The sequence below is a fragment of the Microvirga flocculans ATCC BAA-817 genome, from assembly GCF_000518665.1.
Lineage (GTDB): Bacteria > Pseudomonadota > Alphaproteobacteria > Rhizobiales > Beijerinckiaceae > Microvirga > Microvirga flocculans.
Genome location: NZ_JAEA01000007.1, coordinates 1 through 24767, shown reverse-complemented (window position 1 = coordinate 24767; position 24767 = coordinate 1). Strand labels below are relative to the sequence as shown.

General features: G+C 63.3%; 23 protein-coding genes. 8 read left to right on the top strand and 15 right to left on the bottom strand.

Annotation, left to right across the window (positions count from 1 at the left end; translation table 11 throughout):
• Positions 1-18 precede the first annotated feature (18 nt).
• Both paaK and L879_RS0108490 read left to right on the top strand, forming a co-directional pair.
• Entirely contained in the window at positions 19-1353 is a 1335-nt protein-coding gene (paaK, locus tag L879_RS0108495) for a phenylacetate--CoA ligase PaaK (RefSeq protein ID WP_035459109.1), read from the top strand.
• Positions 1354-1361: 8 nt separating this feature from the next.
• Positions 1362-1997, top strand: a complete 636-nt coding sequence (locus L879_RS0108490; protein WP_027315725.1) for a TetR/AcrR family transcriptional regulator — start codon at positions 1362-1364, stop codon at positions 1995-1997.
• 40 nt (positions 1998-2037) lie between these two features.
• On the opposite strand, the gene L879_RS0108485 is transcribed toward L879_RS0108490, so the two are convergent.
• From L879_RS0108485 to L879_RS0108455, 7 genes are all read right to left on the bottom strand, one after another.
• The gene (locus tag L879_RS0108485; RefSeq protein WP_027315724.1) at positions 2038-2802 is read right to left on the bottom strand and encodes a Phenylacetic acid catabolic protein; all 765 of its coding nucleotides are present in this window, start codon (positions 2800-2802) and stop codon (positions 2038-2040) included.
• Between the two features lie 16 nt (positions 2803-2818).
• Positions 2819-3898, bottom strand: coding sequence for a 1,2-phenylacetyl-CoA epoxidase subunit PaaE (gene paaE, locus L879_RS0108480; protein ID WP_027315723.1), 1080 nt, complete (start codon positions 3896-3898; stop codon positions 2819-2821).
• 16 nt (positions 3899-3914) lie between these two features.
• Positions 3915-4424 (bottom strand): 1,2-phenylacetyl-CoA epoxidase subunit PaaD, encoded by a 510-nt coding sequence (gene paaD, locus L879_RS0108475; RefSeq protein WP_210163813.1) that lies wholly within the window; start codon positions 4422-4424, stop codon positions 3915-3917.
• A gap of 15 nt (positions 4425-4439) precedes the next feature.
• Positions 4440-5198 carry a 1,2-phenylacetyl-CoA epoxidase subunit PaaC gene (gene paaC, locus L879_RS0108470; protein ID WP_027315721.1) on the bottom strand — a complete coding sequence of 253 codons (759 nt, stop codon included), beginning with the start codon at positions 5196-5198 and terminating at the stop codon, positions 4440-4442.
• Complete coding sequence (gene paaB / locus L879_RS0108465) at positions 5198-5485, bottom strand: 1,2-phenylacetyl-CoA epoxidase subunit PaaB (protein ID WP_027315720.1); 288 nt, start codon at positions 5483-5485, stop codon at positions 5198-5200. The genes paaC and paaB overlap by 1 nt, the downstream gene beginning before the upstream one ends.
• A gap of 16 nt (positions 5486-5501) precedes the next feature.
• Positions 5502-6497 carry a 1,2-phenylacetyl-CoA epoxidase subunit PaaA gene (gene paaA, locus L879_RS0108460; protein WP_027315719.1) on the bottom strand — a complete coding sequence of 332 codons (996 nt, stop codon included), beginning with the start codon at positions 6495-6497 and terminating at the stop codon, positions 5502-5504.
• Between the two features lie 219 nt (positions 6498-6716).
• The gene (locus L879_RS0108455) at positions 6717-7613 is read right to left on the bottom strand and encodes a PaaX family transcriptional regulator (protein WP_027315718.1); all 897 of its coding nucleotides are present in this window, start codon (positions 7611-7613) and stop codon (positions 6717-6719) included.
• 211 nt (positions 7614-7824) lie between these two features.
• Between L879_RS0108455 and paaZ the strand changes: the two genes are divergently transcribed.
• Genes paaZ through L879_RS0108440 form a run of 3 tightly spaced genes read left to right on the top strand, consistent with a single transcriptional unit; the run spans position 7825 to position 12416 of the window.
• Positions 7825-9852 (top strand): phenylacetic acid degradation bifunctional protein PaaZ, encoded by a 2028-nt coding sequence (gene paaZ / locus L879_RS0108450; protein ID WP_027315717.1) that lies wholly within the window; start codon positions 7825-7827, stop codon positions 9850-9852.
• Complete coding sequence (locus tag L879_RS0108445) at positions 9849-11942, top strand: 3-hydroxyacyl-CoA dehydrogenase NAD-binding domain-containing protein (protein WP_027315716.1); 2094 nt, start codon at positions 9849-9851, stop codon at positions 11940-11942. Before paaZ ends, L879_RS0108445 begins: the two co-directional genes overlap by 4 nt.
• Before the next feature lie 54 nt (positions 11943-11996).
• Positions 11997-12416 (top strand): PaaI family thioesterase, encoded by a 420-nt coding sequence (locus tag L879_RS0108440; RefSeq protein WP_035459107.1) that lies wholly within the window; start codon positions 11997-11999, stop codon positions 12414-12416.
• A 15-nt stretch (positions 12417-12431) separates the two neighbouring features.
• Here the strand turns inward: L879_RS0108440 and L879_RS0108435 are convergent, their stop codons facing one another.
• A complete protein-coding gene (locus L879_RS0108435; RefSeq protein WP_027315714.1) occupies positions 12432-12887 on the bottom strand; it encodes an Lrp/AsnC family transcriptional regulator in 456 nt (151 codons plus the stop codon).
• Between the two features lie 149 nt (positions 12888-13036).
• Here L879_RS0108435 and L879_RS20990 point away from each other — a divergent pair, with 149 nt between their 5' ends.
• The gene (locus L879_RS20990; RefSeq protein WP_051435167.1) at positions 13037-16507 is read left to right on the top strand and encodes an indolepyruvate ferredoxin oxidoreductase family protein; all 3471 of its coding nucleotides are present in this window, start codon (positions 13037-13039) and stop codon (positions 16505-16507) included.
• Positions 16508-16544: 37 nt separating this feature from the next.
• Here L879_RS20990 and L879_RS0108425 read toward each other — a convergent pair whose 3' ends face one another.
• Positions 16545-18137, bottom strand: a complete 1593-nt coding sequence (locus L879_RS0108425) for an ABC-F family ATP-binding cassette domain-containing protein (RefSeq protein WP_027315713.1) — start codon at positions 18135-18137, stop codon at positions 16545-16547.
• Positions 18138-18396: 259 nt separating this feature from the next.
• Entirely contained in the window at positions 18397-20070 is a 1674-nt protein-coding gene (locus L879_RS0108420; RefSeq protein WP_368086313.1) for a methyl-accepting chemotaxis protein, read from the bottom strand.
• A 151-nt stretch (positions 20071-20221) separates the two neighbouring features.
• On the opposite strand from L879_RS0108420, the gene L879_RS0108415 reads away from it, so the two are divergent.
• Entirely contained in the window at positions 20222-20857 is a 636-nt protein-coding gene (locus tag L879_RS0108415) for a hypothetical protein (RefSeq protein WP_027315711.1), read from the top strand.
• Positions 20858-20904: 47 nt separating this feature from the next.
• Here the strand turns inward: L879_RS0108415 and L879_RS0108410 are convergent, their stop codons facing one another.
• On the bottom strand, positions 20905-21534 hold the full coding sequence (locus L879_RS0108410) for a transglutaminase-like cysteine peptidase (protein WP_027315710.1): 630 nt from the start codon (positions 21532-21534) through the stop codon (positions 20905-20907).
• A 249-nt stretch (positions 21535-21783) separates the two neighbouring features.
• On the bottom strand, positions 21784-21921 hold the full coding sequence (locus L879_RS23600) for a hypothetical protein (RefSeq protein ID WP_154664147.1): 138 nt from the start codon (positions 21919-21921) through the stop codon (positions 21784-21786).
• 206 nt (positions 21922-22127) lie between these two features.
• Between L879_RS23600 and L879_RS0108400 the strand changes: the two genes are divergently transcribed.
• Positions 22128-22496 carry a hypothetical protein gene (locus tag L879_RS0108400; RefSeq protein ID WP_154664146.1) on the top strand — a complete coding sequence of 123 codons (369 nt, stop codon included), beginning with the start codon at positions 22128-22130 and terminating at the stop codon, positions 22494-22496.
• Between the two features lie 51 nt (positions 22497-22547).
• On the opposite strand, the gene L879_RS0108395 is transcribed toward L879_RS0108400, so the two are convergent.
• From L879_RS0108395 to L879_RS0108385, 3 genes are all read right to left on the bottom strand, one after another.
• Positions 22548-23333 carry a DUF1217 domain-containing protein gene (locus L879_RS0108395; RefSeq protein WP_027315708.1) on the bottom strand — a complete coding sequence of 262 codons (786 nt, stop codon included), beginning with the start codon at positions 23331-23333 and terminating at the stop codon, positions 22548-22550.
• 38 nt (positions 23334-23371) lie between these two features.
• On the bottom strand, positions 23372-23956 hold the full coding sequence (locus tag L879_RS0108390; RefSeq protein ID WP_027315707.1) for a hypothetical protein: 585 nt from the start codon (positions 23954-23956) through the stop codon (positions 23372-23374).
• A 75-nt stretch (positions 23957-24031) separates the two neighbouring features.
• Positions 24032-24767, bottom strand: a 736-nt coding sequence (locus L879_RS0108385; protein ID WP_027315706.1) for a flagellin, incomplete at its 5' end; no start/stop codon positions are given.

The window sequence follows — 24767 nt, the reverse complement described above, 5'->3', positions numbered from 1 at the left end:
AAAGAATGGGAGGTTCCCTTGTTCCAGATCCCGCTTCGCAAGCTGTCCGAACTCAAGCCTCAACCGGCCCTTCTCGACCGGTTCGAGCTGGCTTCGCGCGATGAGCTCGCCGCATGGCAGCGCGAGCGCCTCGCCTGGTCCCTGCGCCACGCCTATGAAAACGTCCCTCATTACAGGGCGAAGTTCGACGCGGCAGGCGTTCATCCAGACTACTTCAAGGATCTTAGCGACCTGGCGAAGTTTCCCTTCACCACTAAGTCCGACCTTCGGGACAATTATCCTTTCGGCATGTTTGCCGTTCCCCAAAACCAGATTGCCCGTATCCACGGCTCATCGGGCACAACCGGCAAGCCGACGGTCGTCGGCTACACGAAGCGGGACATCGACACCTGGGCCGATGTTGTGGCCCGCTCCATCCGGGCCAGCGGCGGACGCCCCGGCATGAAGGTTCATGTCGCTTACGGCTACGGTCTATTCACCGGCGGACTGGGAGCCCATTATGGCGCCGAGCGTCTCGGCTGCATGGTCATTCCCATGTCGGGCGGCATGACAGAACGGCAGGTTCAGCTCATCAACGACTTCAAGCCCGACGTGATCATGGTCACGCCGTCCTACATGCTGGCCATCCTCGACGAGTTCCGGAAGCAGGGCCTCGACCCGCGCCAGTCCTCCCTGAAGATCGGCATCTTCGGAGCCGAGCCGTGGACGAACGCCATGCGCTCGGAAATCGAGGAGGCCTTCGATATCCATGCCGTCGATATCTACGGCCTCTCCGAGGTCATGGGGCCGGGCGTCGCCTGTGAATGCATCGAAACCAAGGACGGGCTCCACATCTGGGAAGATCATTTCTACCCCGAGGTCATCGATCCCCTGACGGGCGAAGTGCTGCCAGACGGAGCCGAGGGCGAGCTGGTCTTCACGTCGCTCACCAAGGAAGCTATGCCTGTCATCCGCTACCGCACCCGCGACCTGACGCGCCTCATGCCCGGCACGGCACGGAGCATGCGGCGCATGGAGAAGGTGACCGGGCGCACCGATGACATGATGATCATTCGAGGCGTGAACGTTTTCCCCAGCCAGATCGAGGAAAAACTCCTGGCGATCGAGGCCCTCTCTGGCCATTACCAGATCGTGCTGACCCGTGAGGGGCGCATGGACCAGATGGAGATCAGGGCCGAGATCAGGCCCGAAGCTGACTATCCGGAAACCCGGAAAGCCGCCTCTGACCGCTTGAGTCAAGCCATCAAGGATACTATTGGCATCACGGCTCAAGTAAACGTTCTTGAGCCTGAAGGCATCGAGCGCTCTCTCGGCAAGGCGAGACGCGTGATCGACCGCAGACCGAAAGAATAGAAGACCCCATGGCCCGCACCCGCGCCACCGACTACGACGACAAACGCCGGGCGATCCTCGATCGCTCGGCCGAACTCTTTGCCGAGTATGGCTACGACCGCGCCTCGATGAGCAAGATCGCAGAGGCGTGCGGCGTCTCCAAAGCGAACCTCTACCACTACTACAAAGACAAGGAAGAGCTGCTTTTCGACGTCATCCGGTTTCATCTCGAGGAACTGCTCGAGGTCGTCGAGGCTGCCGACAATCCGGACCTGCCTCCCGGGGATCGTCTAAGAATCCTCATTGCCGCGATTCTGGAAGCTTATCGGGACGCGGATGCCCAGCATAACGTGCAGATCAACGGCCTGCGTCTTCTGCCACCCGACCGTCAGGCCGAACTCAAGGCCATGGAACGCGAACTGGTGCATATCTTTTCCGATGCGGTGGCGGGCGTTGCGCCGCAGCTTAAAGGAACCAGGCTGCTCAAGCCCGTGACCATGTCCCTGTTCGGGATGATCAACTGGCATTACCTGTGGTTCAAGAGCAGCGGCGGCGTATCTCGCGCCGATTATGCCGAACTGGTCTCTCAATTGCTCGTGGATGGAACACGCAATCTTCATCCCGAACCGTCGGCGGATGCCTCACGCATTCATGCGGCAGAATAAAGCCTCAGAACTTTTCGTCAATCAAAGCACTTGAGAGGACTTACCTCGGCACATCGAGCCCCAGCTCCGCCAGGATCGGATGAACGATACCTTGCCATTGCGGAAGGAGCTCCTCTCTTCCCTTTTGGCGCAGCGCATATTTCCGGTGCTGTATGAAATGGTCCGATGAGCCGGTGCCGAACGTGTCCGCCACGCGAGAGTACCAGTAATTGACGGAGGCCTGGGCGTCGGTCCGGTCATGCCCGCGTTCAAGGGCAACGCGCAATCCTTTCTCACCGAGTTCCGCATGCCGCTTCTCGACGGGAAGGATGGCGGTCAGCGTATCGGCAAGCGGTTGATAGGAACCGCGGGTCAACTCACCGAGCTGAACAACGGTTGCCTGTCCCATCAGGAAGTTCATCACCACGGCATCGACCCAGCCGTTAACCGGGTAGTGGAAGACGTTGAGCCGCATATCGCCATCAATGCGGCGCGTTCCAAGATTGACGCTGCGGTCGAGGCGCGAAGCCCAGGGATGGGCCCCGACATACTGGGCGGTATTGGCTCCGAACTGCTCCATCAGGTTCAACACCTGCCGTGCGTGATCGAACTTTTCAAGGACGATGCGCGTGGCCGTCATGCGTTCCTTCAGCCCAGGGGCCAGATTGATGCAATCGGCAAAGCCCGAGGCACCGGCCATTTCTGAATCGACGAAGATCGCCATAAGGCGCATGAGCTCGCCACGATACCGGGGCGTCACATTGTCCGGCGCGCTCAGGCGCCCGCCGCCAGTCACGAAACTGACAAGGCTATCTTCATCGACCATGGCAGCACCTTTCGTGTCATTTATCGAAATCGACAACGATCCTGTCGCTGACCGGATAGCTCTGGCAGGTCAGGATATAGCCTCGGGCAATTTCGTAATCCTCGAGAGCGAAGTTGGCATCCATGTCGACCTCGCCCTCGACCAGCATGGCGCGGCAGGTGGAGCAGACACCGCCCTTACAGGCATAAGGCAGCTCCAGGCCTTCATTCGTCGCGGCATCGAGCACGGATTCCGTGCCCTTCTCGAAGGATAGGGTGCGAGACCGCCCATCGATGACGATCGTGGCTTCGCAGAGATCCTTCTGACGATCCTCCGCCTTCACCTCTTCAGGTCTGCGTTGACGACGGCTCGGCGTCGATGTGGCGAAAAGCTCGAACTTGATATTGCGTTTGTCGAGGCCATGCTCTTCAAGGCTCTGCGCGACGCCCAGCATCATGTCCTGCGGGCCGCATATGAAAGCCGTATCGATCGATGAGGCATCGACCCAGTGATCGAGAAGCTGGTCGCACTTTTCCTTGGTCAGTCGTCCATTGAAGAGATCAATATCCTGCTGCTCGCGGCTGAGGATATGGATCAGGCTGAAGCGCTCGAGATGCTCATTCTTGAGATCCTCGAGTTCCTCACGGAACATGATGGAACTCGACGCGCGATTCCCATAGAAGAGCGTGAAGGAGGAGAGCGGCTCGGCCACAAGCGTCGTCTTGACGATGCTGAGAAGGGGCGTGATCCCGCTGCCGGCTGCAAAGCCCACAAAATGTCTTTTCCGATCCTTTTCGAGCGGAACGAAAAAGTTTCCCATCGGAGGCATGGCCTCGATGATCTGTCCCGGCGCCAGTTTCTCACTGGCCCAGCTCGAGAAGACACCGCCCGAAATTTTCTTGATCCCCACCCGCAGTTTACCGTCCATAGGCGTGGCGCAGATAGAGTAGGATCGGCGCACCTCGTCTCCGTCAATCTGCGTGCGCAGGGTCAGGTATTGGCCCTGGGAGAATCGGAATGCCTGCTTATGCTCATCCGGCACATCGAGCGTGAGGATGACGGCATCGCGGGTTTCACGCCTGATATCGGCAACAGTGACGGGGTAGAACTTTGTCATGGAGCAACCGCTCGTTTCAAATGCACTTGAAATAGTCGAAGGGCTCGAGGCAATCGCGGCACTGGTACTGCGCCTTGCAAGGCGTCGATCCGAACTCGCTCACCCGATGGGTATTGACGGACTTGCAACGCGGGCAGGCGATCGCCGGGGGCTTTCGGAGAAAGCGTTCGAAGGGCGAAGGACCTCCTGCAATCTCGGCAGGCGGTGCAATGCCATAGGCTTCGAGCTTTTGCCTTCCTTCCGGCGTGATCCAATCCGTCGTCCAGGGCGGGGAAAGGCGGCGTTCGATGCGCACGCGCTCGATGCCCTTTGCCCGCAGGGCAGCTTCGATCTCGATGGCAATGACGCTTGTGGCAGGGCAACCTGAATAGGTCGGCGTGATGGCGACGACGAGTTCGCCCTCCTCCCACTGCACCTCACGCACGATGCCGAGATCCATCACCGACACGGCCGGAACCTCAGGATCGGGAACTTCCCCGAGCCAAGATCTGATCTGGCTCAGATCGGGATGTGTCAGGCTGTCCATCATCCACCTGCCCGCTCACCATGTCGCGTTGGGATAGGCCCGCTGCAGAAACTGGAGATCGGCCAGGATATAGCCGAGATGCTCAGAGTGAATGCCGCGCTTGCCGCCGCGCTGGGCCCAGCCGGGCTGAGGCAAAGACAATGTCGCCTCCTCGAACGTCGCCTTCACGAGTCCCAACCAGGGCTCATGGAGCGCCGCAGGATCCGGCCCAAGTCCTTCGCGGAGCATGGCACGGTCGATCTCATCGGCTTCGAAGAGCTCGCCCGTATACATCCACAGATCGTCGATGGCGGCCTGCATGCGGCGATGGCTTTCTTCCGTTCCATCGCCGAGCCGCAGGACCCAATCCCGGCTCCGCTCCAGATGATATGTCACTTCCTTGAGACTTTTTGCGGCGATCTCTGCAATCCGGCCATCCTTCGACCCGGCGAGTTCCCGCAGCAGAAGGTAATGCCAAGCATCGAAGAAAAACTGCCGCGCCATGGTCACGGCGAAGTCGCCGTTCGGTTGCTCGACCAGGAGGATATTGCGGAAGTCCCGCGCATCGCGCAGATAAGCGAGCTTGTCGGCGTCCCGTCCCTTGCCTTCGACTTCGCCTGCCAGGTTCAGCCAGAGCTGCGTCTGCCCGATGAGATCGAGAGCGACATTGGAGAGAGCCAGATCCTCTTCGAGAGCCGGCGCATGTCCACACCATTCCGACAGGCGGTGACCCAACACCAGAGCATTATCTCCCAGGCGCAGCAGGTATTCGAAGAGAGCTTCCTGGTCGCTCATCACATATGCCCCAGCTCTTCGGGAATCTCGTAAAATGTCGGGTGGCGATAGACCTTGCTGTTGGCAGGCTCGAAGAGCGGCCCCTTCTCGCTGGGCGAGCTTGCAGCGATGTCGGACGCTTTCACAACCCAGATGCTCACGCCTTCATTACGGCGCGTATAGACGTCGCGCGCGTTCATGATCGCCATTTCCGCATCGGGTGCGTGGAGGCTCCCCACATGGCGGTGAGCCAGGCCATGCTGGCTGCGGATGAAAACCTCCCAGAGAGGCCATTCCTTCTTGTCCATCGTCGGCATCCCCCGTTCATGCGGCCTTGGCCTGCGCCCGGGCCGCTTTCTTGGCGGCATAGGCATCGGCGGCTTCGCGCACCCAGCGTCCTTCCTCATAGGCATTCACGCGCGTGCGCAGGCGCTGGCGATTGCAGGGCCCGTTGCCGCTGATCACTTGATAGAATTCATCCCAGTTGATCTCGCCGAAGTCGTAATGCCCGCGCTCGGCATTCCACTTGAGATCAGGATCGGGAACGGTGAGGCCGATATACTCGGCCTGCGGCACCGTCTGGTCGACGAATTTCTGGCGCAGCTCGTCGTTGGAATTGATCTTGATCTTCCACATCATCGACTGGGCACTGTGCACGGAATCGGCATCGGACGGGCCGAACATCATGAGCGACGGCCACCACCAGCGATTCAGCGCATCCTGCGCCATCCGCTGCTGCTCCGGCGTTCCGCGCGCGAGCTTCATCATGATGTCGTAGCCCTGCCTCTGGTGAAAGCTCTCCTCCTTGCAGATGCGGATCATCGCCCGGGAGTAAGGGCCATAGGAGCATCGCTGCAACGGCACCTGGTTCATGATCGCAGCACCGTCCACGAGCCAGCCTATAGCGCCGATATCGGCCCAGGTGAGCGTCGGATAATTGAAGATGCTCGAATACTTCGCCTTGCCGCTGTTGAGCTGCTCCATGAGTTCGTCGCGGCTCACGCCCAAGGTCTCGGCGGCGCAATAAAGGTAAAGGCCATGACCCGCCTCGTCCTGCACCTTGGCAAGCAGGATCGCCTTGCGCTCGAGTGTGGGCGCACGGGTGATCCAGTTGCCCTCCGGCTGCATGCCGATGATTTCGGAATGGGCATGCTGGGAAATCTGCCGTATCAGGGTCTTCCGGTAAGCCTCCGGCATCCATTCCTTGGGTTCGATCTTGATGTCCGCATCGATCCGTTCCTGGAAGGAGCGCTCCTCCGGAGACATCTCCTCCTTGGACTGGATGCGTTCGAGGCCCGTTTTCACCATCTGTGCGTACACGGCGCTTCTCCCTGCCTTCATTCCCTTTCCCGCCCCGCGCCCTCTCTTGAGGAGGGCGAGCTGTCGCTGGGGCGGGAGCGCGCCCAAGGCGCGGTTATTCAACGCTTTACGGATCGTCGGCGCTCCACGGACAAGCGGCATTGGCCCATGAACGCCTCACGTGCCCGCTTAATATGTCACACAAAATTAAATTTTCAAGAAATTTTTGTAACGTATTCGTCAGACAGCCTTTGAGATCGTGACCGGCGGGATGGACGCGAACCGTTGCCTGAAGCCGCTGTCGGCCTCCGGCAGCGCTCCTTCGTCGTTCTGGGCATGGGCATCGATCCATCGCTCGGACGCAGGCAGAAGCGTCTTGTAAATCGTGCCGCAGAGAGAGCGGGCGGCCGTGCCGGCCCAGGGCCTGGGAAGAAGCTGGACCGGCAGCTGCGGGTCCTTCAGGACAGCACGGCGGTAATCGTGGATGAGCAGGATGCGGACCAGGAGGGCGTCCAGATTGGTGAACCCGGTGCCCCTTTCGAGGGCGGCAAGTGTGCCAGAGTAAGAATCGATGAAACGCGCATAACGGCTCTCGATCTCCGCCAGCGGCCAAGCCCGTTCCACGAGCCTTTGAGCGGTCGGCAAATCGGCCGGCGTCGCCGACAGCTTCAAAAAGGAATCGGCCTTCTCGACTGACGCGGAGGCGGCAATCAGGAGGTCGGCGCTCAAGCTGCCGTATCCGGCCTCCGTGAGCCTGGCCTTGAGGACTCCGCGATCCTGGACGGCCTCGAGCAGGAGAAGGTCGAAGGTGCCCTGCCAGTCCTGAGGCGGGCCGGCATAGATCCGCTGGGTTGCCTGGGCGAAAGCCTCCTGTCCCTGAGGAGCCAGACGGTAGTAGCTGTTGCGCCCCACCTTCCAGCGCTCGAACCAGCCCTCGGAGACAAGGCGGGACAAAGCCGTCCTGACAAGCGTGTCACTGATGCGGAAGGCGCGCATGATATCGTGAAGCGAGGCCAGGGACAGAACCCCGCCCCTCGGAACGACAGCGTCTCCGAAGACAGTAACGATCAGGGAACCGGCTCGAATCGGTGTCCGCTCATGGAAACGGTCCAGGAGAGTTTCGACAAACGCGGCCATTGAAGCCCACTCCGTTTCCCAAAGGCCAAGACATGGCCAGCCACGAGCCTCTGTTACGCTTCTCCCCTACCCATTCCACACCGATCCTGTCGAGCGATTGCTCGTCCTGTCGTCCAATATGCCTTGACTAACCGACCGGTCGGTCAATAATGCAGCAGCGGTGCGGCAAGGCCAAGGCGGCTGCACATTCATTGCATTTCAAGGTGTCACAATGAGACTCGAGAGCTTCGTTCGCGGAAGTTGGGTGTCGCCCGGCCAGGATCTGGGCGTTATCCGTAGCGCCATCACCAGCGACGTGGTCGCCGAGGTTGCCAATGGTGGGCTCGATATGGGCGAAGTGCTGGCCTATGCCCGGCGGGTGGGCGGTCCCAATCTGCGGCGCCTGACCTTCCATCAGCGCGCCGAGATGCTCAAGCGCCTTGCCCTCTATCTGACCGAGCGCAAGGATCAGCTCTACAAGCTCTCCTATCAGACGGGCACTACGCGGACCGACAACTTCATCGACGTTGACGGGGGCATCGGCACCCTCTTCGTTTACGCCTCCAAGGGCCGCCGCGAGCTTCCCAACGCCACTTTCCTCATCGATGGCGCCGTGGAGCCCCTCTCGAAAGGCGGAAGCTTCGTCGGGCAACATGTGATGACGCCGCTCCAAGGTGTCGCCGTCCATATCAATGCCTTCAACTTCCCATGCTGGGGTATGTTGGAGAAACTTGCGCCGGCGATCCTGGCAGGCGTGCCGGTGGTCACGAAACCGGCGACGATCACCTCCTATGTAGCGCATGCCCTGGTGCGGATGATCGCGGAATCGCGCATTCTCCCGGAGGGCTCGCTTCAGTGCATCATCGGCTCGACGGGCGATCTCTTCGATCACCTGACCTGCCAGGACGTGGTCTCGTTCACAGGCTCTGCCGAGACGGCCCAGAAGCTGCAGCGGCATCCGGTGATCGCCCGCGAGTCGGTGCGCTTCATCGCTGAGCGCGATTCGCTCAATGCCGCGATTCTCGCCCCCGATGCCGCACCGGGCACACCCGAGTTCGACCTCTTCATCAAGGAGATCGCGAAGGAGATGACGGTCAAGGCCGGCCAGAAATGCACTGCCATCCGCCGCGCCATTGCGCCGAACAGCCATGTGCCCGCTGTGATCGAAGCCCTGCGTGAGCGCCTGTCGAAAATCACGGTCGGCAATCCGGAGCTCGAAAACGTCCGCATGGGGCCGGTCGTCGGCCTCGATCAGCGCCGTGACGTGCTGGCTCAGGTGGCGAAGTTGCGCAGCGAAGCGGATATCGTCATCGGCGATCCAGACAATTTCACGGTCGAAGGGGCGGACCGCGAACGCGGCGCCTTCATCCCCCCTCTCCTGCTGCATTGCCCGGATCCGATCCGCGCGACCCATGTGCACAGCGCCGAAGCCTTCGGCCCGGTCTGCACCGTGATGGGCTATGACGGCATCGACCAGGCCGTCTCGCTGGCGAACCGGGGCGACGGCAGCCTCGTCGCCTCGGTCTACACTTACGATCCGGCCATCGCTTCCGACCTCGTTTTCGGCGTCGGCGCGTTTCACGGACGACTGGTGCTGATCGACCGCGATTGCGCCAAGGAGCAGACTGGACACGGTTCGCCGATGCCGCATATGGTCCATGGCGGGCCGGGACGTGCCGGCGGCGGTGAGGAATTGGGCGGCATGCGCGGCGTGCACCATTACATGCAGCGCACGGCGCTCCAGGGCTCGCCCGCGATGCTCTCCCGCGTGACGCAAAGCTGGATCAAGGGTGCCCCCCAGATTCAGGAAGGCCGGCATCCCTTCCGCTACTACTTCGAGGATCTCGCCATCGGCCAGACCTTCATCTCGAAGGAGCGCACGATCACGCTGGAGGACATCGAGCACTTCGCCACGTTCACCGGCGATACCTTCTATGCCCATATGAGCGAAGAGGCGACGAAGAACCATCCGTTCTTCCCCGGCCGTGTCGCCCATGGCTATCTCCTGCTCTCCTTCGCGGCCGGCCTCTTCGTCGATCCGGATCTGGGGCCCGTGCTGGCAAATTACGGGCTCGACTCCTTGCGCTTCCTCAAGCCGGTACAGCCGGGCGAGACCATCAAGGTCCGGCTGACGGCGAAATCCAAGTCTCCGCGCAACGCGGAATACGGCGAGGTGCGCTGGGATGTGGAAATCATGACCGACAAGGATGAAACGGTCGCAACCTACGAACTCCTGACCATGAATGCGGTGCATCCATGACGGAAGCCTCACGGCCGGCAGCGGGAAATGTCCCCGTCCGGCTCACGCCATCGTTTCCCATAGCCTTGATCGAAATCGATAGCCCACCGGTCAATGCCACATCGCAAGCGGTGCGTGCGGGATTGCTGGCAGCGATCGAGGACGTCGACCGGGATGCGCGGATCGAGGCCGTCGTGCTTGCCTGCGCGGGTCGCACCTTCGTGGCCGGTGCGGACATCCGCGAGTTCGGTCAACCTCCGCGTGAGCCGCACCTGCCCGACGTCATAGACGCCATCGAGAATTGTTCGAAGGCGATCGTTGCCGCCATTCATGGAACGGCTCTCGGCGGCGGCTGTGAGATCGCGCTGGCCTGTCATGCCCGCATCGCCGAACCCGGCGCGAGCCTCGGCCTGCCGGAGGTCAAGCTGGGGCTGGTTCCGGGCGCCGGCGGGACGCAGCGCCTGCCCAGGCTCGTGGGACTGGACGCGGCACTGGAGCTCGTATCGACCGGACGCAACGTGAAGGCGGAAGAGGCCCTGCGCCTCGGCCTGATCGATCGCATCGCGACAAAGGATCTTCGTCAGGAAGCCATGGGCTTTGCCCGGGAGCTGATCGGCAAGCCGATCCGGCGCACGGGCAAGCAATCCGTCGTCGGCATGGAGGCCAGTGCGGCCGCGGCAAAGCTCGCCGAAGTCAACCGCAAGGCCAGAGGAGCGCAGGCACCGGGAAAGGCTGCCGAGCTCGTCCTGCTGGCTGCGAACCTGCCGCTCAAGGACGGCATGGCGCGGGAACGGGAAACCTTCCTGGCGCTGCGCTCGTCCGATCAGTCGGCTGCGCTGCGCCACGCCTTCTTCGCCGAGCGGGAAGTGACGCGGGTGCCGGGTCTTGAGGGCGTTGCTCCGCGCTCTGTTCAGAAGATCGGCGTCGTAGGAGCCGGAACCATGGGCTCCGGCATTGCAATCGCCTTTGCCGATGCCGGTTTCGATGTCAGAATCGTCGAGACGAGCGAACAGGCGCTGGCTGCCGGACAGGCTCGGATCGCGGATGTTTACGACAAGCAGGTTGCAAGCGGCCGCCTGACGGCGGACGTGCGGGACGAACGCCTTGCCAGGATCGGCTATGGTGTCGGAATCGACACCCTGTCGGACCGCGACCTCGTGATCGAGGCGGTGTTCGAGGATCTGGCCGTCAAGCAATCCCTGTTCCGCGCGCTCGACGCGGTTCTCAGGCCTGGAACCATTCTGGCAACCAATACCAGTTACCTTGACATCTCCCTGATAGGAGATGCCACGTCGCGGCCCTCAGACGTGGTGGGGCTGCATTTCTTCAGCCCCGCCCATGTGATGAAGCTCCTCGAGATCGTCCGGACAGAGAAGACGGCGGCCGATGTGGTGGCGACGGGCTTGGACATCGCGAAGCGCCTGCGCAAGATCCCCGTGGTCTGCCGGGTCTGCGACGGGTTCGTGGGCAACCGCATCCTGTCCCGCTATCGCCTGCAGGCGGAGTACCTGCTCGAGGAAGGCGCGCTGCCGCACGAGGTCGATGCGGCTCTGGAGACTTTCGGTTTCCCGATGGGCCCCTTCGCCGTATCGGATCTCGCAGGTCTCGACATCGCCTGGGCCCGCCGCAAGCGGCTTGCCCCGACACGCGATCCGCGGGAGCGCTATGTGGACATCGCCGACCGCCTCTGCGAGGCGGGCCGTTTAGGGCGCAAGACGGGAGCGGGCTGGTATCGATACGAAGGCGGAAAGCGGGAGGTCGATCCGGTGGTCACGGCCCTCGTCGAGGAATCATCGCAGCGGCGCGGGCTGACGCGGCGGCCGATCTCTCCCGAGGAGATCCAGGCGCGCATCCGGGCCGCCATGGTCAACGAGGCCTGCAAGATCCTCGACGAGCGCATCGTCGAACGCCCGCTCGATATCGATGTGGTGATGATGCACGGCTATGGCTATCCGGCCTGGCGCGGCGGACCTCTTTTCGAGGCGGATCGCGTGGGGCTTGAGGCCATCCTCGGTCAGGTGAAGGAACGCGCCGCACAGGACGGGCCGGGCTGGGAGCCCGCCGCAGGTCTCGTCAGCCGCGCCGCTTCGGGAGTGCGTTTCTACCCTTAATCCATGCGGGTTCGGGGATCGGGAAACAACAACGTTGGGGGGGAACTCGTGTCCATGTTCGATCGCGCCGATGCCGAGCGGATGCTCGCGGATGTCTTTGCGCCCTGGGTGCAGGATCTCGACCTTTCCATCGAGAGCCTTGGCGCCGAGGGTGCCGTGCTGCGCATGGGATTCTCGGAACGGCTCTGCCGCGACAACGGCGTGATCTGCGGACAGGCTCTCATGAGCCTTGCCGACACCGCCATGGTGTTTGCCGTCTCCTCCGCCGCAGGCGGATACCGGCCCATGACCACGGTCGATCAGACGATGCATTTCCTGCGCCCGGCCGCGAAGGCCGATGTGCTGGCGGACGCCAAGGTGATCCGCCTCGGGCGCACCATGGCCTTCGGCAGCGTGACGCTCACGGCGGACGGCGACGACCGCCCCGTCGCCATCGCGCAGCTCGCCTATGCCATACTGCCCGAGAGCAAGTAGCGCGCTCCGCTTCGCTCAGAACGGAAGCGCCACGCTGGTCTTGATCTCCTTGAGGATCACGTTGGTGCGCACGTAGCGAATCCCGGGCAACCGGAACATGAACTCGTCGAGGAAGCGGTTGTAGGCCTTCATGTCGCGCACGACGACGCGCAGGTGATAATCGGCGTCGCCCGTAGTTGCGAAGCATTCGAGCACCTCCGCGCGCGCCGTGACGCGGGAGACGAACTCGTCCACGAATTTCGCATCGTGCCGTTCGAGCGAGACGTGAAGAATGGCGGAGGTGGAAAAGCCCGCTTTTTCCCGATCCACCAGGGCCGCGTAGCCCGTGATCACGCCCGCCTCTTCGAGCGCGCGCACGCGCCGCCAGCAGGCCGAAGTGGACATGCCCACATCCTCCGCCAGCTGCTGGTTCGTCCTGCGCCCCTCCTTCTGCAGCTGCGTCAGAATATGCTCATCCTGATTTTCAAGCATGCCGCCCTCCCTGGTATTTTTTATCAGTTATAGCCTTGATGCGCGGAATATCTACCGCAAACCGCTTTCTGGAAGGAACGAATAGGAAGCACCTACCAGCCGTTCGGGATTACTCTGAGGGCTCACGATTGCGCTTCAGGACAAGGCCGATGAAACACGCTCCGTCACTCGACTCCTATGAGCTTGCCGACCGCTACGCCCGCGAGACGGGCCGTGTGTTTCTCACCGGCACGCAGGCCATCGTCCGGATCGTGCTCGACCAGGCCAGGCGCGACAGGGCGGCGGGCCTCGACACGGCGGGCTTCGTCTCCGGCTATCGCGGATCGCCCCTGGGCGGCGTCGATCTCGAGCTCTGGCGCGTGAAGGAGCAGTTGAAGGCGCACCGCATCGAGTTCCTGCCCGCCGTCAACGAAGACCTCGCCGCGACCGCCGTTCTCGGCTCGCAGCAGGTGGAGACGGATCCGAACCGGAAGGTCCAGGGCGTCTTCGGTCTCTGGTACGGCAAGGGACCGGGCGTCGACCGCTCGGGCGATGCGCTCAAGCACGGCAACGCCTATGGCTCCTCCCCGCACGGCGGTGTGCTGGTGGTCGCAGGCGACGACCATGGCTGCGTATCCTCCTCGATGCCGCATCAATCCGACGTCGCGTTCATGAGCTGGTTCATGCCGACGCTGCATCCGGCGAGCGTCGCCGAGTATCTCGCCTTCGGTGAATACGGCTATGCGCTGAGCCGTTTCTCCGGCATGTGGGTCGGCTTCAAGGCCGTATCGGAGATCGTGGAATCCGGCGCTTCGGTGGAGCTGCACCCGCCGCGCCAGTTCATCGAGCCCGATTTCACGCCGCCGCCCGGCGGATTGCATTACCGCTGGCCGGACCTGCCGGGGCCCCAGATTGAAGAGCGCATGGAGGCGAAGAAGCACGCGGTCTATGCCTTCGCCAAGGCCAACCCCATCGACCGGCGCATCTACGACATCCCGCACGCATCCTACGGCATCGTCACCGCCGGCAAGGCGCATCTCGACCTGATGGAGGCGCTACGCCTCATCGGCCTCGACGAGGCCGCCTGCCGCGCGCACGGCATCGACATCTATAAAGTCGGCATGGTGTGGCCGCTCGCCCTGCACGACGCGCTGGAATTCGTGAAGGGCAAGCGCGAGATTCTGGTGATCGAGGAAAAGCGCGGCATCATCGAAAGCCAGTTCAAGGAATATTTCTACGATTACCCGGGCTCGAAGCCCGAGCGCATGGTCGGCAAGCACGACGAGACCGGCGAGCGGCTGATCCCGTGGACGGGCGAGCTCTCGCCGCGCTTTCTCGCAGGCGTTCTCGCCAAGCGCCTCGACCCGTTCTTTCCCGATCTGAACCTCGTCCAGCGCGCCGCCGGGCTTGCGCCGGATTCCGACCGCGTGATCGCCGTGCCCGGCGCCACGCGCACGCCCTATTTCTGCTCCGGCTGCCCGCACAACACCTCGACGAAGGTTCCGGAAGGCTCCAAGGCGCTGGCTGGCATCGGCTGCCACTTCATGGCGAGCTGGATGGATCGCGAGACCTCGTCGCTGATCCAGATGGGCGGCGAGGGCGTCAACTGGGCCGCGTCGTCGAAGTTCACCGGCCGCGGCCATGTCTTCCAGAATCTCGGCGAGGGCACCTATTATCATTCGGGCTCCATGGCGATCCGCCAAGCCATCGCGGCGGGCGCCAACATCACCTACAAAATCCTCTTCAACGACGCGGTCGCCATGACGGGCGGGCAGCCCGTCGACGGACCTGTGAGCGTCCACGCCATCGCCCACAGCGTGCGCGCGGAGGGCGTGTCGCGCATCGCGCTGGTATCGGACCGGCCCGAAAAATTCGCGCCCGCCGACCTGCCGAAGGGCGTGACGATCCACCCGCGCGAGGAACTGGACGCGGTTCAGAAGGAACTGCGCGAGATTCCCGGCGTCACGGTGCTGATCTATGAACAGACCTGCGCCACCGAAAAGCGCCGCCGCCGCAAGCGCGGACAGATGGAGGACCCGAATCGCTTCGCCTATATCAACGACCTCGTCTGCGAAGGCTGCGGCGATTGCTCCGTGGCGTCGAACTGCCTGAGCGTCGAGCCGAAGGAGACGCCCTTCGGCCGCAAGCGCAAGATCAACCTCTCCACCTGCAACAAGGACTTCTCCTGCCTGGAGGGGTTCTGCCCCAGCTTCGTCACCGTGGAGGGCGGCAAGCGCCGGGCAAAGACAGCCTCGGAATTCGATGCCGTCGCGCGCGCCGCGACGCTGCCATCCCCCACCCTCCCCGACCTTGCGAAACCCTTCGACCTGCTCGTCACCGGCGTCGGCGGAACCGGCGTCGTCACCATCGGCGCGCTCGTCAGCATGGCGGCGCATCTCGAGGGGCGCGGCGTCTCGGTTCTGGACTTCACCGGCTTTGCGCAGAAATTCGGCCCCGTGCTGAGCTATCTCCGCATCGCGAGGCAGCCGGAGGCGCTGCATCAGGTGCGCATCGACCAGGGCGCGGCCGATGCGCTGATCGGCTGCGATCTCGTGGTCAGCTCGTCGCCCAAAGCCTCTGGCACCTACCGGCACGGCACGCGGGCGGTGATGAATACGGCGGAGATGCCGACCGGCGACGTGGTGCGCTTCCGCGATGCGGATCTCGCGAGCCGGGCGCGGCTTCGCGCCATCGAGCGGGTGATCGGCGCGGGCAACATGGCGACGGCCAACGCCAATGCGCTCGCCGAGACGTTGCTCGGAGACACGGTCTTCGCCAATGTGATGATGCTGGGCTTCGCCTGGCAGCAGGGCCTTGTGCCGGTCTCGTTCGAGGCGCTGTCGCGCGCCATCGATCTCAACGGCGTGGCGGTGGAACGCAACAGGCAGGCCTTCGCCTGGGGGCGGCTTCTGAGCACCGATCCCGGCTTCGTTCACCGGGCCGCGAAGGACGAGCCGGAAGCGCCCGAGACGCTCGATCAGGCCATCGCGCGGCGCACCGCTTTCCTCGCCGCCTATCAGGATGCGTCTTATGCCGCACGCTTCGAGAGAACGGTGGCGCGGGTACGCGAGGCGGAAAAATCGCTCGGCTCCGAGGCCCTGACCGAGGCGGTGGCGCGCGCGCTCTTCAAGCTCATGGCCTACAAGGACGAATACGAAGTGGCGCGCCTGCATATGGAGAGCGGCTTCCTCAACGAGCTGCGGCGCGAATTCGAGGGCGACTTCACGGTCAACTATCACCTTGCGCCGCCGCTCCTGCCATCGAAGCGCGACGCCAGGGGCCGCCCGAAGAAGCGTGCCTTCGGCCCCTGGATCCAGACCCCGATGAAGGTTCTGGCCAAGCTGAAAATCCTGCGCGGAACGCCCCTCGACATTTTCGGCTACACGGCCGAACGGCGCATGGAGCGTGCCTTGATCGGCTGGTACGAGCGCGAGACCGAACGCATTCTCGGCCATCTCACTTCGGAGCGCCTTCCCACCCTGCTGGCGATTGCGAAAGCCCCGCTGGACATGCGCGGCTACGGCCCCGTGAAGGAAGAGGCGGTCCGTCGCGTCCAGGCCGAAGTGGAACGGCTTTGGCAGCAGCTCGGCGAACAGACCGCGATGACCGGCACCGGATTGCGGAAAGCCGTGAGCGCATAGCGCATCGAAGAAATCAGCTCCCAGTGAGCCGGAAGGGTCAGGGTCGTGCCTCGCCGAAATCCACCCTGCGCGAGATGCCGATTGCGTCCAGAAAGGCCTCGTCGTGGCTGACGATCAGCAGCGCGCCGTCATAGGCCCGCAAACCGGCCTCGACGGCTTCGATGGAATCGATATCGAGATGGTTCGTGGGCTCGTCGAGGATGAGCAATGAGGGAAGCGCGACGCCTCCCAGCACGCAGGCCAGGCCCGCGCGCAGCAATTGCCCGCCGCTTAAGCTCGCAACGGGCTGCAGCGCCGCATCGGCCCTGAACATGAATCGGGCGAGCGCCGCGCGGCAGGCGTTCTCGTCCGCTCCCGGATTGAGGCGTCGGAAGTTGTCGCGAATCGAGAGCGAGGGATCGAGCAGGCTCACGCGCTGATCGAAGAATGCGAAACGGGTCATGACGCGCACGCTTCCGCGCCAGGGACGAAGTTCTCCCGTGACGAGCGCGAGCAGCGTCGACTTGCCCGACCCATTAGGCCCCACGATGGCGACGCGTTCCGGTCCGCCGATCGACAGGGAGAAATCGCGCAGGATCGGCTGCTCGGGCTCATATCCGGCGCTCACCCCATCGACAGCGAGAACGAGCTTGCCCGCAGGCAGATGCGTCGGCGCAAGAGCGACGGAGAACGGCTGCAGGATTTCGATGCGTTGACGGGCCGAGGCCGCCGCTTCGAGGGCTTGCGCGCGCCGACGCTCGGCGAGTCGTGCATTGTCCCCGCCGGTGTCCTCGCTTCGATCCTTCTTCATGCCCATGAGGATGCGCGGCATGTCGCCCTTGGCTCTTCTCCTGCGACCGGCCCGATCCTTGCGCGCCTTGCGCTCCACGAGCTCCTGCGTCTTCCGGTCGATCTCGGCCACGCGCCTTTCCGCATCCGCCAGATCGTGCCGGGCCGCCGCCAGCTCCAGGGCCTTGCGCTCGCGGTACCGGCTCCAGTTGCCGCCATAGCGGGTGGCGCCGAGCGAGGTGAGCTCGACGATGGCATCCATGGTCTCGAGCAGTTCGCGGTCGTGGCTGACGACAAGGGCGCCGCCGCGCCAGCCGGCGAGAAGCGCGATCACCGCCTCGCGCCCCTCCCGGTCGAGATTGTTGGTCGGCTCGTCGAGGAGCAGGAAGTCGGGACGCGCGAAGACGAGAGCGGCTAGACGCGCCCGCGTGCTCTGCCCGCCCGACAATGTTGCAAGAGGCGTATCCGGCCCGGCTTCGAGACCGGCATCGTCGAGGACGGAGGCCATGCGCGCCTCCAGCGTCCAGTTCGCATTCGCCAGCTCCTCTGCCGAGGCTTGGCCGTTCTCGGCACGGCGCAGAAGGCGGAGCGCATCGGTCACGCCGAACAGGGACGCGATGGTTTCGGCAGGATCGGCCTGAACGGTTTGATGCAGGATGCCGACGCTGCCGGTCACGGCGATGCTGCCCGAATGGGGGCTCAGCTCTCCGGCGATCAGCTTGAGGAGCGTCGTTTTACCGATGCCGTTCCGGCCGACGAGACCCGTCCGCTCCGGGCCGATACTGAGAGTGAGATCCCTGAGAAGGAAGCGGCCGTCAGGCGTGGCCCATGAAAGACGGGAGAAGGAGATCGAAACAGGCATGATGATGGATTGTCCCCGTGGCAAGGCGAAGCGGCGTTGCGGTCGGGTTGAAATCCATGCTGGTGCATCCTGTCGAAAAAAACGGCCCGGCAAACCGGGCCTCGAACGACAGCTATATACCGGAGCCGCTGCCCACGGCAAGGTTCCGGCTTCGCTCGGCACGAGCCTTTGCCGTTCATGTGAAAGGCGCAGCACCGGAGCGCTGCGCCTTCTCAAACGCTTAAGCCTGCGCGGAGGCGGAGTGTCCGCCCCCGTCACGTCATGCTGCGCGCACTTCCTGCAGGAAGTTCTCGACCTCGCGGCTCAGGGTCGTCGAATTGGCCGCGAGTTCCCCGGCCGCCGCGAGGACCTGGGACGCGGCCGAACCCGCATGGGTCGCAGCGCCCTGAACCTGCACGATGCTTTCGCTCACATCCTGCGTGCCGCGGGCAGCCTCGCTGACATTGCGCGCGATCTCCTGGGTCGCCGCCTGCTGCTCCTCGACCGCCGCGGCAACGCTCGTGGCGATCTGGTGCACCTCCTCGATGGTGAGGCCGATCTCGCGGATGGCCTCGACGGCGCTCTTCGTCGATTGCTGGATCTGGTCGATGTGGGAGCTGATGTCCTCCGTCGCCCGTGACGTCTGGTTCGCGAGTTCCTTCACCTCGGCCGCCACCACGGCAAAGCCCTTTCCGGCCTCGCCCGCGCGTGCCGCCTCGATGGTGGCGTTGAGCGCGAGGAGGTTGGTCTGGCTGGCGATGGAGTTGATGAGCGCGATGACCTCGCCGATCTTCTGCGCGCCGTCGGCCAGGTTCTCCACGAGCCCGTTTGTTCGGCGCGCATTCTCGACGGCCCGGGCGGCGGCCGCCGAGGTCTGGGAGACCTGGGCGCCGATCTCGTTGGAGGATGCGGCGAGCTCCTCGGCTGCAGCAGCGACGGCCTGGACGTTGTGGGAGGTTTCCTCGGCCGCAGCAGCCACCGAGTTCGATTGCACGTTGGTCTGCTGCGCCGTCACGGCCATCGAGCGGGCCGTCGCCTCCATCTGCTGGGCGGCGCTGGAGAGATGCTGCACGAGGCCGCCTACGCTGCCTTCGAAGCTCTGGGCGAGCGCCATCATCTCGGCGCGGCGGCGTTCGCCGGCCTTGCGCTCGACCTCCGCCTGGTTATGCCGGAGCTCTTCGGCCTCCTGCATGGCGACGGCGAAAACCTGCGTCGCCTTCCAGATATCGCCGATCTCGTCCTTGCCGACCTTGGCCTTGGGAAGGTTGTAGTCGCCCGCGGCGAGTTTCTGGATCGCCTCCGTTACTGCCTTCAGCGGACGCGCGATCTGCCGGTTCCCCACGAGCCAGCCGATGAGCAGCGCGAGGATGGTGCCGCCCAGGGCTATCGCGATGAGCAGCGTCAGGCGCTCGCCATACAATGCGACGACACGGGCCTGCACCGCGACGATTTCCTCGCTGCCCCGCTGGGTGAGAGCGTCAATGCTGGTCTGAAAGGCTTTCCTGTTGGCGCGGTTGGCCTCGTTGTTGCCCTGCGCATTGGCGGCCTCGGGCGAAACCTCGGAGCCGAGGCGAACGGTTTCGGACCGGAAGACCTTGAACTGCGCGGCATCCTTGACCACGGCATCGAACAGCGCGCGGTTGGAAGGCGGCACGATCGGATCCCAGGCCTTCAGAAGCTCGTCGATCTCCTTCAGGCTCGCGGTGAGCCCATTGCCGAACTTGCGCGCCTCCTCCGTGTTCTTCGAGGCATAGATGCCACGGGCCTCCATCACGACGTTCGTCACGAGCCGGTTGAGGCGCTCCCCGTAAAGCGCTCGCGTGGCCGCCTGCTGCACGTCGTCGACGGCCTGATGGTATGTCTGCAATGTCACGATGCCGACGCCCGCCGTGATCACGGCGACGATGCTCAACGCGGCAACTAGTGCGAATATTTTCGTTCCGATCTTCATCATCCCCCCTTGCGAGCGCGTCCCGCTGCGGTCGCTTGAATGGCATTTCACCCTATACCGGCGATCCTTGTGCGGAGCTTGCTCGGGCTCCTCCCGCCCACAGCGGTCCGCCGGTCGAAGTGACGGAATGTTAAGCATGTGCCCCTAGGAATGATTGCGCGCGATTCTCTACGTGGCGGTTTCCATGGGCATTCGGTTCGACAAGGTTTTGGAGCAGGTGGCCCGCGCAGCGAGCGCCAGGCGCGACGATGCGTTCCTCGATAGCCGGCAGCGGAAGGTGCAGCGCCTGGAGGAACACATCCGGGCCCGCGAGGCGACGGGCGACCGCATCGTGATGTTCCTCGGCCTCGCGCTCACGCTCTCCGCCATCGGTCTTCCGGTCTATGCCGTGTATCTGAGCGAAGGCGCCACGCAGAGCATCGGCGGCGGCGGAATGCTTCTCAGCCGAGGTCCCGCCGTAAGCCAGGCGCGCCAGGCCGACCTGCAGCCGACGACAACGGGCTCACTGGCAAAAGCGGCGGAGGATACGGATCTTCCACGAGGACGCGAGGGGACAGCGGCCGCAGGCAACGCCGATCGCGGCTCCCTGTTCCAGCGCTATGTCATTCACCGCGCCACGACCGAATCCGCGCTCATCGAAGGCCCGGAAGGATTGTGGTGGGTCACGCCGGGCATGACTCTCCCGAGCATTGGACAGGTCATCTCCATCGAGCGCTCGGAAAATGGCTGGGTGGTCCTCACCTCCGAGACGATGATCACGCAGATCAAGACGGCCAGGGCTTCGCTCTAGCGCATCGCCTTTCGAACCCTGAGTCATGATCGAAGCCGGGATGGCCGCTATTTGGTCGCCGTCATGAGAGGCGCAGCCTGATTGCCGAGCCAGACCCATTCCTCGCTTTCGGCCCCCTCGCGCTTCACATAACGATAGCCGGTCTCGTGCCAGGGCAGAACGTCGTTGCGCTTGTTGTCGAGGATGTAATCGCCGCGATCCGTTCGCACCATGAGAACGGCATGGCCCGCTCCCAGCTCGTCGATCACGACGGTCATCCGCAAGGCGCGACGGGGCAGGCCCGCCTGGGTCAGCAGACGGCGCTTGAGCAGCTGGATATCCTCGCAATCTCCCATCCCGTCATCGGGATAGTCCCAACGATCGGCGACGCCCCAATGATCCTGATCGGTCACGGACAGGATCGAAGCGTTTACATGCGCGTTGACGGCGACGATAGCGTTCCAGCTCTCTGCATCGAGCACGATCATCGCGGGCTCGGATGCATCCGTCGCGCATTCCTGCGGCAACGCCCGGCAGAAAGCGATCCATGCCGGCGTCGGTCCCGCAGGACCGACCGGTTCGATCGTTGCATTTGCGACCGGCATCTCCGTTCCCGAGAAAGCGCGCGCCGGAAGAGACAATGCGACGACGGAGAGGCACGCGAGAAAGAGGCCCATCCCGGCGAAGGCTTTTCCCATTTGGGGATGCCGTTCCCTCGAAAGCTGAGATTGAAACCCGCCCATGCCGCGCATCCGTGCCGCCCGTCCTGAAGAGAAAGGCTGTCAGTTGTGCGGGTTCCGCGCAAGTCCGCACGCGAGGGCAAAGCCAAAACGCGCGCAGGTGTAGACTTCCGGCAACACGGCCGAAACGGATGGTTTACCACGCTTCGCGCCATCGCTTGCGCGATGCAGAAATCCTACGCCGTCGATCCATGAACAGGGATGCGATCAGTAGCGGCTCTGCACGCCGTTCTGGGTTCTCGCCCAGGTCTTCGTACGCTTCGAGGAAATCATCAGGCGGATGGCAGGCGTCCCGATGAGGCCCACGAGCGAAGCGGCAATCACCGGCACAAGCACGACAGACATCGATCCCTCCTCACGATGCGCATGCACGCATCTCACCTGCCTGTCGTTCTACCCCTGCAAGCTTGCGCGAGACTGATCGAACGCGGCTGAAAAGGCCTGCAAGGTAGAAGCTTGCTTTGATTTTTCACGCGCCGATGCGGTATGATGATCCACTCGGAAGTCAGCATGTTCGAACGATGCGCTCCGCATCGCCCCAGGAGGATTGCTTGAGATCACTTTTGACGATACTCGCGCTCGCCGCCCTCACCGGCGGATGTGCTCCGACCGTTGTCGAAACCGTCACGGCATCCTGCTCGGACTATATCGGCAAGCCCATCTCTGCCCGCATTGCGGCCTTCGGCCCGCCCCGCTCGGTTTATCGCATCGACCGGTTTCAGGTCGGCTATCTCTTCGAAAGCAGAGAGACCACCTATGTGGGCGGCGTTCCCTACTACACGGTGAACTACCTCACCGGATCCGACAAGCACCGCACCCCGATCCGCCCGCTCACCACCACCTGCCGCGTCTTCGTGGTCAGGGCTCCGTCGGATGCGACGCCGGTCTCGGAGCGGATCATCGTGGATGTGCGCCCCTGACGCCGTGCGCGTGCGCCGCTCCGTTGCCCGGAGCGGGTCGCTTTGCTTCTCTTACTTCCCACCGAGTCTCAGCTTGGCGATGCTCATCATCAGATCGACGCTGATCCCTTGATCGGAAGACTGCCCGAACAGGGACAGCACGGGCGCGACGGTCGTCGTGCCGGCGTTGTTGACATCCCACATGGCGTTGAAGCGCTGGATAAGCTTGTCGACCTTCTTCGGATCCTGAAGATCCTTCACGTCGATATGCTTTTCCAGATTGCGAACCTGGAAATCGATATCGGCTCGCGAGGCCGCCTCCGGAATGTTGAAGGTGGTCTGCACGAATTTGAGAAGAGCCTTGTCGGCCAGAAGGCCCATCGTCGAGGTGACGGATGAGGCCTTTCGCTTGAAGTACATGGCAAGCTGAACGCCCTGGTTCTGCTCGCCTTCCTTCTTCTCCAGCGTCATCTGGACATACCGTTCGACGGCTCCGGTCGAAGCGCTCGCTTCCGCCGTCGCTGCGGCGCCTTTGCCGGCGAAGTCGAAGGCCCTGGCGAATTCCTTGTAGAGAGGATTGGTCATCTTGTTCGCCATGCTCAGAGGGTTTGCAACGCCCTCCTGCAGCAGTTTCTTCATGAGACCCTTGCCGAAGATCATGTCTTCGAGACCATAGGCCTTCATGGCATATTTGAAGATCCGGTCGTTCTTGATGAACTCGTCGATCGTCTTGATGGTCTTGATGTTCGCGAGATAGTACTCGGTCTCGCGCTTGACCGTGGGATCCTTCTCGATCAGCGCCTTGCTTCGCGCGAGATTGTTCGTGATCACCTGGTAGCGTACGGACGTGCTGATCATGTAAGAACTTCCCATGCTCGAGTGCGATGGAGGACGGCTCAGGACTGGGCGCCGCTGAGATCCTGCCCGAGAATAGCCCGACAATCCTTCCTGAACCTGTCGGCCAGATTGCGGGTATCGTCCTTGTCGAAGCGGAACGTGAAGGCTTTCGTTTCATAACGATAGTTCGACAGTTCCACGACGAGGCTCTGCGCCTGGGCCAAGCGGTCGATGAAGGCTTTCACCTCCTGCGGGTCCGGAATCTGCCCGGAACGGTCGCGATAGATCCAGTGCCCGACCTCGGGACTTCCGCCGTCGAACCAATAGATGGTGCTTCTCCCGCGCGGATCGCTCCGCCCGAGAAACTGCTTCTGTACCACGGCCGCCGTCACCACGGCCTGGGAGGGCTTTTCATCCTCCATGGCCTGCCGCGAGCAGCTCAGCCACAGCGTGGACCCGGCCTCTCCCCGCAGGCGGGCCAGCGCGGCCTGAGGCGCGCCTTCCGCATCCTGCCTCAGCACATAATCCCAGGCCCCGAACCAGGCGGCCGCCGCATGGGTGCCCGTCATGGAAACGGCGCAGCCGGCAAGAGCGACCCCCGCCATCGCGGCGAATCTGACGATGAGCGAAACACGACGAACCATCGCAGCACCCTGTTCCAACCAAGAAAGCCCCGCCTTGTAGGAGGCGAGGCTTCCTTCAGGATCTGGCCGAACCTCTTACTGGAAGAGCTTCAGGATCATCTGGCTGTTCTGGTTGGCCATGGAGAGGGCCTGCACGCCGAGCTGCTGCTGGGTCTGCAGCGCCTGGAAGCGGGTCGAGGCCTCGTTCATGTCCGCATCGACGAAGGCGCTCACGCCCGCCGTCAGCGAGTCGGAGAGCACGCCGATGAACTCTTCCTGGGTCTCCAGCAGGGCCTTCGTCGCGCCCAGCGTCGCAGCCGCCGTCTTCACCACGTCGATGGCACTATCGGCGAGGTTGAGCAAGGCGGTCGAGGTAGCCGCGTCGGTGATGCCCGTGTTGAGGGCGGTGATCAGGGCGCCCAGCTTGCCACCCGTACCGCCGGCCGAGAGGAAGATGTCGGTCTTGGTCATGTCGACCGCGAGCTTGCCCACCGTGTCGGCAGCGCCGGCATTCGAGGCGAAGGAGAAGACGAGGTTCTTGGCGGGAGTAGCCGTGGAGTCCTGCACGAGCCAGTTCTCGCCGTTGAACTTGGCCGAATCGGCGCTGTTCACGATGCCCTTGGCATGGGCGGCGAGCTCGGAGCTGATTTCGATATACTGAGCGCCGGGCTGCTGACCGCTCACCGCCGACTGCTTGATCTTGTCGAGGTAGGTCTGGATCTTGGAGAGGGCGGAGCTGAAGGTGTCGATCATGGCCTTGGACTGCTTGATCGAGTCCTTCACGGCGCTGAGCGCACCGTTGTCCGACTTCATCTGGGTCGAGATCGAGAAG

Bases quoted from the DNA above. Each gene is read 5' to 3' on its own strand.
- L879_RS0108490 (WP_027315725.1), top strand. From the start codon at position 1,362: ATGGCCCGCACCCGCGCCACCGACTACGACGACAAACGCCGGGCGATC.
- L879_RS0108485 (WP_027315724.1), bottom strand. From the start codon at position 2,802: ATGGTCGATGAAGATAGCCTTGTCAGTTTCGTGACTGGCGGCGGGCGC.
- paaE (WP_027315723.1), bottom strand. From the start codon at position 3,898: ATGACAAAGTTCTACCCCGTCACTGTTGCCGATATCAGGCGTGAAACC.
- paaD (WP_210163813.1), bottom strand. From the start codon at position 4,424: ATGGACAGCCTGACACATCCCGATCTGAGCCAGATCAGATCTTGGCTC.
- paaC (WP_027315721.1), bottom strand. From the start codon at position 5,198: ATGAGCGACCAGGAAGCTCTCTTCGAATACCTGCTGCGCCTGGGAGAT.
- paaB (WP_027315720.1), bottom strand. From the start codon at position 5,485: ATGGACAAGAAGGAATGGCCTCTCTGGGAGGTTTTCATCCGCAGCCAG.
- L879_RS0108455 (WP_027315718.1), bottom strand. From the start codon at position 7,613: ATGGCCGCGTTTGTCGAAACTCTCCTGGACCGTTTCCATGAGCGGACA.
- paaZ (WP_027315717.1), top strand. From the start codon at position 7,825: ATGAGACTCGAGAGCTTCGTTCGCGGAAGTTGGGTGTCGCCCGGCCAG.
- L879_RS0108445 (WP_027315716.1), top strand. From the start codon at position 9,849: ATGACGGAAGCCTCACGGCCGGCAGCGGGAAATGTCCCCGTCCGGCTC.
- L879_RS0108440 (WP_035459107.1), top strand. From the start codon at position 11,997: ATGTTCGATCGCGCCGATGCCGAGCGGATGCTCGCGGATGTCTTTGCG.
- L879_RS0108435 (WP_027315714.1), bottom strand. From the start codon at position 12,887: ATGCTTGAAAATCAGGATGAGCATATTCTGACGCAGCTGCAGAAGGAG.
- L879_RS20990 (WP_051435167.1), top strand. From the start codon at position 13,037: ATGAAACACGCTCCGTCACTCGACTCCTATGAGCTTGCCGACCGCTAC.
- L879_RS0108425 (WP_027315713.1), bottom strand. From the start codon at position 18,137: ATGCCTGTTTCGATCTCCTTCTCCCGTCTTTCATGGGCCACGCCTGAC.
- L879_RS0108420 (WP_368086313.1), bottom strand. From the start codon at position 20,070: ATGATGAAGATCGGAACGAAAATATTCGCACTAGTTGCCGCGTTGAGC.
- L879_RS0108410 (WP_027315710.1), bottom strand. From the start codon at position 21,534: ATGGGAAAAGCCTTCGCCGGGATGGGCCTCTTTCTCGCGTGCCTCTCC.
- L879_RS23600 (WP_154664147.1), bottom strand. From the start codon at position 21,921: ATGTCTGTCGTGCTTGTGCCGGTGATTGCCGCTTCGCTCGTGGGCCTC.
- L879_RS0108395 (WP_027315708.1), bottom strand. From the start codon at position 23,333: ATGATCAGCACGTCCGTACGCTACCAGGTGATCACGAACAATCTCGCG.
- L879_RS0108390 (WP_027315707.1), bottom strand. From the start codon at position 23,956: ATGGTTCGTCGTGTTTCGCTCATCGTCAGATTCGCCGCGATGGCGGGG.